At 47.5% G+C, this 13196-nt stretch carries 11 protein-coding genes; 4 read left to right on the plus strand and 7 right to left on the minus strand.

Annotated elements, in window-relative coordinates:
• Position 1 precedes the first annotated feature (1 nt).
• Together A3L04_RS01095 and A3L04_RS01100 are read right to left on the minus strand one after the other, a co-directional pair.
• The gene (locus tag A3L04_RS01095) at positions 2 to 3961 is read right to left on the minus strand and encodes an AAA domain-containing protein (RefSeq protein ID WP_231963808.1); all 3960 of its coding nucleotides are present in this window, start codon (positions 3959 to 3961) and stop codon (positions 2 to 4) included.
• A gap of 32 nt (positions 3962 to 3993) precedes the next feature.
• Positions 3994 to 4635 (minus strand): alanyl-tRNA editing protein, encoded by a 642-nt coding sequence (locus A3L04_RS01100; protein WP_068575925.1) that lies wholly within the window; start codon positions 4633 to 4635, stop codon positions 3994 to 3996.
• Between the two features lie 62 nt (positions 4636 to 4697).
• On the opposite strand from A3L04_RS01100, the gene A3L04_RS01105 reads away from it, so the two are divergent.
• Complete coding sequence (locus A3L04_RS01105; protein ID WP_068575927.1) at positions 4698 to 5906, plus strand: hypothetical protein; 1209 nt, start codon at positions 4698 to 4700, stop codon at positions 5904 to 5906.
• Here A3L04_RS01105 and A3L04_RS01110 read toward each other — a convergent pair.
• Positions 5889 to 6959 carry a hypothetical protein gene (locus tag A3L04_RS01110; protein WP_068575929.1) on the minus strand — a complete coding sequence of 357 codons (1071 nt, stop codon included), beginning with the start codon at positions 6957 to 6959 and terminating at the stop codon, positions 5889 to 5891. The genes A3L04_RS01105 and A3L04_RS01110 overlap by 18 nt on opposite strands.
• Positions 6960 to 7022: 63 nt before the next feature.
• On the opposite strand from A3L04_RS01110, the gene A3L04_RS01115 reads away from it, so the two are divergent.
• Entirely contained in the window at positions 7023 to 7433 is a 411-nt protein-coding gene (locus A3L04_RS01115) for a CBS domain-containing protein (RefSeq protein ID WP_068575931.1), read from the plus strand.
• Positions 7434 to 7439: 6 nt separating this feature from the next.
• Positions 7440 to 8948, plus strand: coding sequence for a metallophosphoesterase family protein (locus A3L04_RS01120; protein ID WP_068575933.1), 1509 nt, complete (start codon positions 7440 to 7442; stop codon positions 8946 to 8948).
• Here the strand turns inward: A3L04_RS01120 and A3L04_RS01125 are convergent.
• Positions 8943 to 9800, minus strand: coding sequence for a type I restriction endonuclease (locus tag A3L04_RS01125; protein WP_068575936.1), 858 nt, complete (start codon positions 9798 to 9800; stop codon positions 8943 to 8945). The two genes, A3L04_RS01120 and A3L04_RS01125, sit on opposite strands and share 6 nt — an antisense overlap.
• 87 nt (positions 9801 to 9887) lie before the next feature.
• Between A3L04_RS01125 and A3L04_RS01130 the strand changes: the two genes are divergently transcribed.
• A complete protein-coding gene (locus A3L04_RS01130; RefSeq protein ID WP_172799776.1) occupies positions 9888 to 10658 on the plus strand; it encodes a class II glutamine amidotransferase in 771 nt (256 codons plus the stop codon).
• Here A3L04_RS01130 and A3L04_RS01135 read toward each other — a convergent pair.
• The 3 genes from A3L04_RS01135 to thpR are packed head-to-tail and all read right to left on the minus strand — an operon-like array spanning position 10621 to position 13193.
• On the minus strand, positions 10621 to 11250 hold the full coding sequence (locus A3L04_RS01135) for a DUF257 family protein (protein ID WP_157895679.1): 630 nt from the start codon (positions 11248 to 11250) through the stop codon (positions 10621 to 10623). The genes A3L04_RS01130 and A3L04_RS01135 overlap by 38 nt on opposite strands.
• A gap of 42 nt (positions 11251 to 11292) precedes the next feature.
• Positions 11293 to 12633: a CCA tRNA nucleotidyltransferase gene (gene cca / locus A3L04_RS01140; RefSeq protein ID WP_068575941.1), complete on the minus strand. Its 1341-nt coding sequence runs from the start codon at positions 12631 to 12633 to the stop codon at positions 11293 to 11295.
• A 5-nt stretch (positions 12634 to 12638) separates the two neighbouring features.
• Positions 12639 to 13193: an RNA 2',3'-cyclic phosphodiesterase gene (gene thpR, locus A3L04_RS01145; RefSeq protein ID WP_068575943.1), complete on the minus strand. Its 555-nt coding sequence runs from the start codon at positions 13191 to 13193 to the stop codon at positions 12639 to 12641.
• Positions 13194 to 13196 lie beyond the last annotated feature (3 nt).

Here is a 13196-nt window from a genome sequence, read left to right on the forward strand (position 1 = left end):
GCTACTTCATCCGATAGGCCTCAACTCTTACATCTCCAACCTTCCATTCGAACCTTTCCCCTTCTCTCATCCTCACGTAGAACCTCTTCCACGGCCTGACAAGCTCGAAGGTGTCAAGATCCCTGGGGGTCAGGGTGAAGATGTTCCGTGAGGCTATCATTATCAGCTTTTCTTTAGCCCTGCTCGCGGCAACGTTGAGCCTGTTTGGATCGTAGAGAAAGTCCATGACCTTCGAGAGGTAAGCCGGATCGCTCGAGGTCATTGAGACTATTATAACATCCTTCTCCCCGCCCTGGAACCTCTCAACCGTATCAACCTGCACGTCAATCCTAGACCTTATCAGCCTCTTCTGGGCCCTGTAGGGAACGACGACCCCAACACCAACATTCTCTAAGGCATTGACTATTCTCTCGACTAGAGAGGCCTCGAGCTCGTTGACCTTCGTAGATTCTCCCTCTTCGTGGACAATCAACACCACCGGGTAGTCAGGATCAAGCACGAAGCCCAGGAACTCATCCTTTCCGGCCCTCCTCAAAGCATCTAAAACCTCTTTCTTGGGCTTCTTTGCACTCCTGAGCTCTATCCCATCGAAGGAGTAGAAGAGCTCGGTGTGCAACCTAGCTAGGGTCTGAGGTAGCCTATAAGTTTCCTTAAGCCTGTACATCGGCAGTAGCTCATCCTTCTTCCCGTTCAGCTTTGGCGGATCCCTGCCTAGAATTCTCCTGAATCTCTTAAGCTCCCTCCCATCTAACTCTCCCCTGAGGAACCTCACGAAGTTTAAGGCCGAGAGGAATGGGAAGTGCCTCTCTATGGTCTTCCTGTCCTCGAGCTCCCACTCATGAACCTGTATTGGCTGCATCTGCCTGTGGTCTCCAACTAGGAGGACTTGACCTCTGGCTTTAGAAGTGGCAAGGAGGAACATGGGAAGATCCATCATGCTGGCCTCGTCCACTACAACCAAATCAACACCCTTAACGTTCTTGAGCAATCTGTGGGCCGTTTGAGGGGTTGCGAAGAGTATCTCGACCTTCCCACCACCGAAGAGGCTCATTTGACCTGACGAAAACTTGATCTCCTTGAACACGTAATCAACTTCCACGCCGAGATCCTTCCTTATGACCTCGATCGCTTCCTCACCAGAAACTCCTCTGAGCAGCCGAACTCTATCCAGTAGGGGAAACTTACCCTTCATATCCTGGATCAGCCTGTAAGTCCTCAGGAGAACCTCGTTCACGGCTCTGTGAGAGAGGCCGGTAACAAGGAAGAGGGCACTTCTTCCCTTCTTGAGTGTGGCGTAGGCCCTAGCGAGTATGGCGGGGGCCAAGGCTCCGGAAGTTTTCCCGGTTCCTGGGGGACCCTGGAGGGTTACCAGCCTATGCCTCACGTCCGAAGCGAAGGCCCTCTGCTCTTCGTTTAAATGCTCAATGCTTGCCAAGAACTCCTCAACGGAGCTTTCATCCCACAGATCAACGGTAACGTCGACTTCAGGGTTGTCCTCGTATAGGTTCCTGAGCAGATCGTAGATCACGTGGTTATCTATGTTTTCGAGGATCTCAAAGGCCCTAGACATGCCTATGTCATCGATTGCTGGATCTAAGACCAGATAGTTACCGGCCCTGACCTTCACGCCGTTGATTACAACCTCACCGTTCATGCACTTATAGCCAAAGTGGGGGAAGGTAAACTTCATCCTCCGAAGTGAGATGAGCTTTATAACAATGCCTCCATGCTTGTGGTCTATTGCCTCAACTATTCCCAGGGGCATCCTCCTTATTATTCTGGCCGGATCATCCTCTCCCAAGCTGTCAAGGGGAGTTACAACCACCCATGAATCTTCATCTATATCGACCAAAACTTCATCAGGTGAGTACCTGGCAAATCCATTCTCTCCGGGAATTACGAGCTGGCCCCATATCCTGCACTCTCTGCCCTTCTCTACCTTAGTCACCTTGACTATGGCCGTCTTCTCCGAGTAAGCTCTAACGTCGAGGGGAAGCCTGTAGTACTTTTCGAGCATTCCCCTTCTCGAGTGGAATTCAAGGAGGAGGTACTCCATTAGAACCTTGGCCAAAGAGCCATCCTCCATGTCGAAGTTCTCCAGCTCGTCCCTCTTAATGGGTTCCTTCTTCACGAATCCATCCTTGTACCTCTCATCTATCCCCTTCTCTATCGTTGCCATGGCCTCAACTACCTGCCCCAGGATGTCGTGAAGGCCCAAGGCTATCTCCTCGCTATTGGAATTGCTCATCTCAACGAGGGCCTTCCAGAACGGCGTGAATGGAAGCTCAGCATCATCCCTATTTATCACGGGATAGAGGGGCTCCTCGAGCGGGTTATGTCGGGTAACGCTCTCCAGCTTTCCCAGGAAGAGCCTCCCATTGCTCTTCCACGCCAATACCTTAAAAATGTCCTCAAAGAGCCTGTTACTCCTCCATCTGTAGCCGAACTGTATTGATACCGGAATTATTCCGAGGCCCTGGGCGAAGGGGAGGGCATGCCTCTCTATGAGCTCATCTGTTAGAATAGAAAAGCCCTCCCAGTCTATGGCCCTCCTCAAGCTCAGGATTGCCCTTATGGGCTTGCTCCACCAGAGATTGTAATGCCTCCTGAGTGCATCAACTAGGCTCTCCCTCTGACCCCTCGTGTAGAAGTAGAGGTGTAGGTATATATCCTCGCTGGGAGAAAGATCCTTTATTGTGTTTATTAAATCCTTGAAGAACCTTTCCAGCATCTTTGCTTCCTCTTCGAGACCTGTCTGAACCTCAATAGGTGCCTCCTCCACGATCTCAGATATTATCCTCTCCTCTTTAAGACCCTTAATCCCTCTAGGACCCTTAACAAGGGCCGAAATTCCAATGAGAGTTTCAGTTATAGGACTTTTCTGGACGTATATGAAGACCTTAACCAGGTCTTTGTAGTACTCTCCCCTCTCTTTGGGAAGGTTGTAGCCCGAGCCTGGGATATACAGTCTTTCAACCCTTCCGCCCCTCTCCATGAGAACAGCCTGAGCTATCCTTGAGAGCCTGACGATGTTAAGGCCCGTCCTCCTCGCTATCTCCTTAACTGCATCCCTGTTCCTCACCTCGGGCTCCCTAAAATCGACGGGACTGTTTGAGGGGAAGGAGAAGAGGTTAGCTAAGTCCTGAATGTCCCTAACACCGTTCTCAACGAGCACTCTCTTCTCCCCTGGGGCCACGCCCAGTAGCCCAAGATCCCCGGTGCTTAAAGCTTGAGAAAGGCAGAGGGCTTCAAACTGGCATGTGGTGCATCTAACGGTTATCCACGGCTCAACTTCCCTGAAGTCCCTCGATAGCGTATCCTCGATCGTGAACACGAACTCAAGGACGTCATCAGGGAACTTGAGAAAGTTGGCAGGCCATGGAGCATTATCCCTTGTAACTACCGAGAGGTTTATCTCTCCATCAATAAGCTTTGAGAGGAGCATTGAATATATGACGGCTTGAACCCTGTGAGGTAGCTTTTCCTCCTTGGTGAACTTCGTTTCAAGGAGGTAATACTTTCTCCCACGCTTAGCGATAAAGTCGGCCCTCCCCTTTATTTTGAACTTCCCTATCTCTCCAGTCAAGGGGGCCTGATAAACTAGAACGTTTTCATGCGACCCCAGGATTTTTAAGAGAGTCTTAACAGCGTCATATTCGCTCTCAAATTCAATTATACCCCCAGGGTTGTGTTTTTCAAACCACTTCTTCGTTACTGTATCCTCCCCTTTCCTAAAGAAGCCATAAATTGCCTCAAACTCACCCTTAAGAGCCCCCAATATCTGGAGCTCGAACTCCTCACCCCACTTAGCCAGCTCCCTATCTTCAGTCTCTTTCTTCCTAATAATTCCCTCGTATTCCCTTAGCTCGCCTTTTTTCCTCTTTTGAAGGAATATCATGAACCTGGGGCAGTGATCAAGCTCGAAGAACCTAGCTATCTCGCTTGGATGAAGCTCTATCATGCTACTAAAAACTCAAGAAGAGAATAAAAGAGTTACTCAAGCCAGATTTCAATCCTCTGCTTGCCCCTTCCAATGCTGGAGCGCTTAAGCTTCTTTATGTGGCCGATTTCCCTGATGTCCTTAACGTGGGTTCCACCGCAGGGGATTACCTCGAAGTCTCTTATCTGCGTGTACCTCGTCTCTCCCTCCCACCAGATCTTCATCTCGCCGCCCTCGTCAACGTACTTGTTGAAGAGCTCAATTATCTTCTCCTTGTACTTGTTGATGTTCTCAGGGTAGGCTATATCGTACCTTCCCTTCTCGACACTCATCCCAGAGCCAACGAGCTCCCACTTTCCATATCCCAATACTTCGTTCAGAACGTGCTCAAGTAGGTGGAGTGCAGAGTGGATCCTCATGAGCTTATAGCGGTAGTCCCAGTCTATCTTGAGCTCAACTTCATCTCCAACCTTGAACTTCTCCGGCTCTTTAACCACGTGCCACACGTTTCCATCTTCGTCCTTGTACACATCTAAAACCTCAACGCCGTTTATAGTCCCCCTATCGTGGGGCTGTCCACCGCCAGTTGGGTAGAATATCGTCTGATCTAAAAGCAGAGCATTGTCCTTTATTTCCAAAACTTTCGCCTTGGCTTCCTTTAAGTATGCATCCTCATAGTAGAGTTTCCTCGTCATGGTATCACCTAGCCCGAATATCATCAGAAACCTTTTAATTACTTTAGCCAAGCTAGGAAGGGATGAGGAGGATCCTGGGATTCTTCGTCTTGGGATTCCTCACCATAACTGGCTTCCAGATAATATCCCAAATTAGTGATGGAAAGATACACCTAGAAGGATACCTAAAAGAGCCATTTGTGGTTATAATGCTCCTGCTTTTCATTGCCTTTTCATGGTGGGACTACTTCATTTTCGAAATTCTCTCGACAAGGCTTACCGGACTCATGCTGGCGTTCATATTCGGAACCATAGAAGGACTCTTTAATGCAATTCCATTCTTAACGGTTTTCTGGATCTTCACTACCCTCCTGCTGTTTGGAAAAGAAAGAGAGGCTTACTATCTAACACTCCTTGGAATTCCAGTAGCATTCTTTAATTCCTATATGCATCCGGATGCGGCAGCCTTCATTTGGGGAGTTTTTGGTTTAATGATCGGATATACGGAGAACGCGATAATAGAGGAAATGGCCGAGGGGGACATTGACCTGGCAACCTTCTACTTCTTCACATTGGGGCCTCTGGGCTTCATTCCTTACTCCTTTCAAGAGGGCCTCGGAAATCTTTTGTACGCAAAGAGGGAGAACGAGAAGATATACTATCCAGTCGCACCGTCCTTATACACGGCGTTTATCCTCCCGTTTTACTTAGTTATCACTCATTACAAAGAGCTACCCGTTTGGATGACTGGTATCATTGGATCACCGAACTTCTGGGGTAGGGCTATGCTGTTGGCCTTTGCGGCGATATTTTTCGGCATAGTCTTCTCTCCAGAAGGCATGCTGAAGTTCGTCCACTACCTAACACTAATCCTCATAGGTGAGGGACTAGCATACAAGCACCTGCACAACGTCCTCTCTGAAAACAAGCTGATAATAGCACTAATTGCTGTCTTTATGATCCTCACCTTCATCGAACTTATCTTCCTCAGCGGAAAACTGCACTACCACGGCTACAGCACCGTTAATCCATACATTCTCAGGTGGGTTTCCCTAGGTCTTGCAATCTGGGGATTGGTCCAGCTCTTCCCATACTTTCAAGGGATTGCATCTCCAGACATCCTTAAGAATGCGGGTATACTAGAGGCATTTTTCCTTACGCTCTACCTTATCTTACTTAAAAGGGACTACGGAGGTCTATCGGCGTATGATGTCGTCAATGGGATCTTAGGAACAGCCCTCCTCTCCCTCACGCTTGCGTACTTCTACCCGTCCTTAAGGACTCTCATATAACCTCTCAAAGTACTCCCTAAACTCCCTAACTAGGTCTTCAAAGTCGAATAAGGTTAGCTCTATGAGCTCTATGCACTCTGTTTTGTACTCTTTCTCACAATTTTGAAGCAGGTATTCGGCCCTCGCATCACCTTTTATGGCTTCGAGTATCATTGCAACACTTATTACCGCAGTTCCGCTTGTAATGTCAAAAATGACTTCACTCCCTTCCCTTTCAAGGAGATCCGAGAGTCCTGTAGATACCGAGTTCTTAACTTCCTTTATATCTTGGCCACTACCGATCCTTATGAAGTGAACGTGAACTTCCCTACCTTCACCAATGACCACCTCCCCTCTCCCAGGAAACAGCTCTCCAAAGTTTATGACGAACTTTAAGCTAAGACATTTAGACGTCATTGAGAAAAACCTCTCAATGTATTCTCTCCGTTCAATTTCACCAGCAACTCTATCGGAGACTAAAAGGAAAACTTCCTCAAGCCTGTCTTTGTGGTAGGCTAAGGCCACATAGAGTGGAATTATGTTTAGGGGCCTATTTCCCTCATAAACTGCCCCCCGAAGGAAGTCCTCACACTTAGCTCTCTCAAACACACTATCATCCCCCCAGTTTGGGATGCTCAGGGAGGCAACAAGGTACTTGGCCCTCGCAGGGAGTTGAGTACTCTTCCTAGGGACTCCAAAGACCCAAGCACTCAGGAATACCAGGCCAAAAGTGTACATCAGAGTAGAAACCGCGAATACTATATCTCCCTCCTCCAAACCATCTGGAAGCCATGCGGTGAGGGTCATGGCGAACAGAATAAAGAGGGAGATACCATAGAGCGTCAACACATCTCCAACCAGAAACTTTGGTATGAACAGCCTCAAGAACGTGAGAAGACTATCGGATCTTTCTCCTCGAATTTTCCACCCCGCATGCATTGCAAGTACTATAGACATGAGAAGGAAGGCAACTGCCCCAAACTCAAATGCTCGCTTACTCCAAGCTAGGAGAAATGCTACAGAGAAGGAAGCCAAGATGCCAATGGCCCTTCTCTCTGAGCTCTTAAGCTTCACGCTAGACAATCACAACGGGAAACATATAACCCTTTCCACCCTATATCTATACTAGGTGGTATTATGGACATGAGAGCTCCCGTCAAGGTGTACATGACCAAAAAGCTTCTCGGCGTTAAGCCAGATACAACGGTTCAAGAAGCATCAAAGATGATGATGGAGTTCGAAGTTGGCTCTCTAGTTGTCATAGATGACGAGGGCAAAGTAGTGGGGTTCTTCACGAAGAGCGATATCCTGAGAAGAGTTATAGTTCCTGGGCTACCCTATACAACCCCAGTAAAGGAGATAATGACCAAAAATCTCATCACGGTCGATGCAAACACCCCCCTGGGAGAAGTCCTGAAGAAGATGGCAGAGCACAGAATAAAGCACATTCTCATAGAAGAGGAGGGCAAGATAGTGGGAATATTCACCCTGAGCGATCTCTTAGAGGCAAGCAGGAGAAGGCTGGAAACAGCAATTTCAACGGAGTGAGGGGAGATGCTCATAGCCCACATAAGCGACACCCACATAACGAATGAAGTTGCGTTCAAGTCCTATGCCTTCGACTTGATAGCGAACGAGATAAACACGAGACCATTCGACCTCGTCATTCACACAGGTGACGTCACCAACAACGGGCTGAGGGAAGAGTACGAGCACGCAAGCTACCTAATAAGGAAGATAGAGAAACCCCTAATAGTCGTCCCAGGAAACCACGATGCCAGAAACGTTGGGTATGAGCTCTTTGAGAGGTACATCGGGCCCCTGTTTGGCGTTCACGAGTTTGAGGACGGAGTTGTAATATGGGTAGACTCCACGATACCAGACCTAAGCGACGGGAGGATAGGAGGGTACAAGTACAAGTGGCTCAAGGCAAAACTTGAGGAGTACAGTCACAAGAGGATAAAGATAGTCGCGGCCCACCATCATTTAGTTCCTCTTCCTGATACCGGGAGGGAGAGGAACGTTCTATTTAACGCCGGAGATATCCTCGACCTGCTCCTGAGCCACGAAGTAACCCTGTACATGTGCGGCCACAAGCATGTCCCCAACGTGTACCGAGTAGAGGATCTCGTAGTAGATAATGCGGGATGTACATCATGCAGGAAGACGAGAAAGGGAGATGTAAACAGCTACAACATAGTAAAGATAACCAAGGACGGCGTTAAAGTTACGATAAGGAGGGTTACGGGGGAGGAACAAGAGAAAGAGCATAGGCCAATAAAGCCCAAGATATTCATCCCAAAGGGAAAGAGACTCCTGAGAATAGTTCAAGTTGCGGAAAGCAATGTCTCGGACAGGAGGTACTTCAGAAAGAAAGTCCTTGAGAATGCAATTAAGGCCATAAACGAGAGATACAAGCCGGACATAGTAATTCACTGCGGTGACGTTGTAGAAAAGGGCATAGAAAGGTTCTACGAGATGGCAATGGAGTTCTACGAGAAAGTCAAGGCTGAGAAGCTAATAGTTCCTGGGCATAACGACATAACTTACCTTGGCTACGACCTCTTCAAGGAGTACTTCGGGGAGACCGAAGTAATTGAGAAAGGCGATTTCGTCTTCATTCCAATCCTCTCGGCCCAGTACGAAACTCAGATAGGAGTCGTTGGGAGGATAGGGCAGAAAATCCTCAAAGGATTATTAGAAGACTTCAGGGAGAAGTTCAGGGTTGTAGTAATGCACCACAATCTAGTCCCAGTTCCGAGGGCTAGAGAGCTCGGTTATTTAGAGGATGCAGGAAATGTCCTCAAGATCATCACCGATCAAGAGGCTGAACTAACGCTGACTGGACACGGAGGCAATGCTCATGCAGTTAAGGTTGAAAAAACGCCAATAATAAACGCTGGAAGCATAAGCTGGGAGCTCCACAGGGATCCCTTTGGAAACAGCTTCAATTTAATTGATGTATATAAAGACATGGTCATAGCTTTTGAAGTTCAGGCAACATGGGGAAGCAGAAAGCTCCTTGGTATGTGGAAGATCAAGGGGGAGGTTCCTTGGCTATAAAACGAGCCTTATCTTCACACCTTTCTCTTCCTCAATTCCCCTCAACAGGGATACAGCTTTTTCATATTTTATGCCAAAAACCCTTATCTTATTAATAGCGACTTCAATAGCCCTTCTGTCCTCCTCGGGGCTTTTGTCGAGGAAGTACCTCAAAACCGCAACTAAAGCATCTTTAAGCTCCCTCCCCTCAACGGGAATGAACTTCCATCCACCATCAAATACGTAAACACCAAGAATTCTGTCGGAAGGACCAACGTCCTCAACGCCAACCACATAACCCCTCAGCGGAAGTGAGAGAATGTACTCGGCCAACTTGACCTCAGAAGCTCCAAGCTTTACCAAATCCTTAGCAGAATTCTCAAGCAACTCCAAGCTCTTATAAAATCTGATTGCACTCTCAATAACATCCTTAGACAGCCCAATGAATTTCAAGCTTAACCTTTCGATTGGCTCCGAAAGTACATCTATGCTCCCTACGACTCTCTCCGTGACATCCCTTCCAGGTTCAAAGGCATTCACAACAAGCCATCTCGCTCCGTTTGTAACTATTCCAACCTCAACCCCCATGTCAAAGCAGTACTTGGCCAGCTGAGGGACTGCCTTTGAAATGTTAATATTTAGGTTTTTGGCCTCGAGGAAGGCAACTACCCTACCGCCCTTCACCAGCGCGTAATCAGCTCTTCCTTCACCCGTCTTCTCTTCGGGCCTGACCTCAGAGGGATCATCGATTTTCCAACCGAGCTCCTCAAGTAGGGGGAGAATTAAATGTTGCTTAACCGCCTCCTCATTTCTAAGGTAAACTTCCCTATGACCAATGATCTTTCTCCTAACTTCCCTAATTATCTCTCGCATACGACAGGTATATACGGGACTACAAATATTATATTGTCGGTGATAAGAGTGTGCCGAATTCTTCTAGCTGCAGGAGAGGGGTACAGAATGAGACCCCTCGTCGAGGCCCTCATAAAGGCCTCAGAAAATGACCCATACAAGGCGGCGAGAGGAAGAGGAAACCAGCACAGAGATGGATGGGGATACGTTCTCATAACAAAAGAGAAAATCGAGTATTACAGATCACCAAAGCCGATTTTTGAGGACGAAAAAGCCACACAACTGATGGATAAGTTAAGAGGGTTCGGTGTTCTACTACTCCACTCAAGGGCAGCAAGTCAAGGCGGAGTGAACCTATTTAACACTCAACCTTTTGCCTACGGAAGCCCTCACGGTTACCAGCTATTCTTCATGCACAATGGAGATCTAATAAAAGATCTCCTCCTCGAGGGCCTGAGGCTACCCAAGGAAAGGTTTGAAAAAGCATCAGATTCGTATCTAGCAGGAATGTACGTCTCCTTATTCCTAAAGGATACCGACGACAATAGCATAGTTGAGAGGATGGCCCTTCTCAAGGGAGTAGTTAGGACATCCCTAAACACCGGCGGGATAATCCTAGAGCCCGAGAATATCAAACTCTTTGGAACTGCATACATGAGAGAGGAGTTCCTTGAGAAGGAAGCAGAAAAAAACTACATGAGACTGCTCTCATTTTACAGTGCCGATTTATTTGCAATGATGTCCTCGACACTCGAGTTGTACACGTTCCTACCGCTGGATGATGTAGAAAACTCAACGATATACGTGATCGACGTCGATATGGAAAAGGAAACGTTTAAACCTAAACCCTATCCCCTCGAAGTATCTCAGGGGCAGTAGTGCCCAGAGTTAGATCCTCTATTTCCGGATTCGCAGATTTAACAACGTGAAGAAGTAACCTCTTGCCAATCCGCCTCCAGTCTATTATGGAAGTTGCGATTTCATTCCAAAGCTCCATAGCCCCAAGACCTGTCTTATCTATGAACTCTTTGTTAACGAAGTAGAAGGTAACTCTCCCCTTCTCCCCTATGAGGGAGGAGAGGTTACCAACAAGGTTAAACAGTTCTTCCCTAGTCAGCATACTTGCCAACTTGTGGAGACCAAGAACAACGCTGAAAACGTTCTCCCCAACAAGCTTTGAGTAGCTTCCCATATCAAGAGCGTACTTATCAGCCTCCATCTTCTCCAGAATCTCACCAACACTCCTAAAGCCTCCTATCTTGATGACTTTAAGGTTATCACACACGTTTAATTGGAGGAGGGAGAGCCTCTTGCAGTATTCAGACAGCGTATCCATTATGTCGCTTACAATAACTTCTCTGCCAGCGGTCACAATAAGATAGAAGAGCAGCTCAGGAGATGAGTCGGGAGTATATCTGACCAACACGTTTTCGCCGGGGCGGAACGATGTTATAATATCCCTTATCCTCATACCCCACCCCATGACAATGTAACAAGTTCGAATATTTAACCTTCACTTAATTCTAAACTTCATCCTTGAGAGGAACAAGTAAGCGTCCTTCCGTAAGCTTCTTGGAACATAATCAACCAATATATCGGCCTCCTGCACGGCCTTTTTAACCTGCTTTCCAGCAGAAAACATTCCGCTCTTTAGTATCTTCTCGAGAACATCTACTATCCAGCCCTCAGTAGGTTTCTCGGAGTACAGATCCTTTCCCTCGATCCAAACCCTCTCGTTCCTCGCATAGAACCTCAAGCCATGTGACGAAAAGTAGAGGGGACCTCGCTTTATCGAAACTATTGGCCTCTCAAGTCTATCGACCTCGAGAAAGATGAAATTCCTCCCATAGTCAATGCCTAAAACCTTAAAGCCCTCCAGCTCGAGCTGCCTAGCTAGGCCCTTAGCCGTCTTCTCAACCTGTGGTAACAAGAGGTCATCAACTATATCGGGTGGATTAAACAGGAGCGTGAGAAGATGAGTCCCCTTTCTCTTGAGTTCATTCAAGTAGTTCCCAGGGGTGACCCTAGGGAAGAAGAACTCTTGGGAAGGATTCTCTAAGAACTTCTTAGCGTTGAAGTAGAAGAGACCATAGCGCTCCCAGCTTAAGTTAGCCGCAACGTTCCTCCTGGGGTCTACAGGATCTATAACTACCAATGGTTTATCCTCCTCTATCTCCCTCTTCACAGTCTTCATTGCAATCTCGGGTTCTCTCTTAAGCCAGTTCCCAGGATCGATAACCTTCTGCCTGAGCATAAAGTCGTGCTTTTCAAGAACCTCAAGGAAGGAGCCAAACTTTATAACGAGTATCTCCGCGAGGTAACCTGAGAATCCTCTAACATAAATCTCGCTTCCGTAAGCGTTTATCCCCTTCAAGAATTTCTTAAAGAGCCTAACCTCATCGTTCCTTCCGCTGAGGTTCTCAAGAACCCACCTCGTGTGGAGTATAGACCTGTCAACTGCAGTTTTTACGTCCCTCCAATCCCTAACGTCATAGCAAGGGACGAGATCAACTTGAAAACCCTTATAGTAGGCCCTAACGTAAGGATGCTCAGCATATGCCACTTCATAACGGTCGAGATCTTCGGCAATTCTCTTTGCCAGCTCAAGCCCCTTCTCCCTGAGCACCTCAAGGGGAGTATCTAAGGGAAAGGCCAAAAACAAGTCTATGTCATGGTCACCCCTTAGAAACGTGTCCTTCTCAAGGGATCCAACGAAGTAAGGCTTAACCTCAAGACCAAGCTCTTCTGAGGAGGACTTAACCAGCTCAAGAAGATACAATCTAACCTCATTTAGCTCTCTATAATCCTCTTCCCTGGGCTTTATCCTCTCAAGAACTTGAGATAAAAGCTCCATGGATATCACTCCGAGAGCTCGAACCTTGCCAGGGTTTCATATATCGGCCCCTTAGGGGTTAGAGTACTCTTCTTCAGCTCTATCGCCTCAACTCTAAACGTTCCAAAGTCCTCGTTGGCCAATTCCTTGAGCTTCATCGCCAAGCCAAGCTTATCCTTAACGAACTTAACCCTACCGATTGTAACGTGGGCAACGAACTCCTTGTCCTTCTTGAAGCCTAGCTTTGAGAGTTCCCTTTCTATATCCTGGGCTATGGCCTTTATCCCCTCGTCGTTCTCAACCCCAGCCCATATGACCCTAACGTAGTTTGGGTTCGGGAAGACCCCTATACCTTTAACCCTCACTTCATGCTTCCTATGCCTCTTAGCTATCTCCGCGAGAACTTTCTTTATTTCTTCGGCCTGCTCCTGCGTAATCTCGCCAAGAAACTTCAATGTTATGTGAAGGTTTTCCCTCTCAACGAACTTTATCTTCGCCTCTTTAGTTCCTATGAAGTCTTGAGCTTTAACTATGGCATCCCTAACCTCCTCGCTGACGTCTATGGCTATAAACGCCCTCATGAT

Origin of the sequence: Thermococcus chitonophagus, assembly GCF_002214605.1 — an archaeon.
GTDB lineage: Archaea > Methanobacteriota_B > Thermococci > Thermococcales > Thermococcaceae > Pyrococcus > Pyrococcus chitonophagus.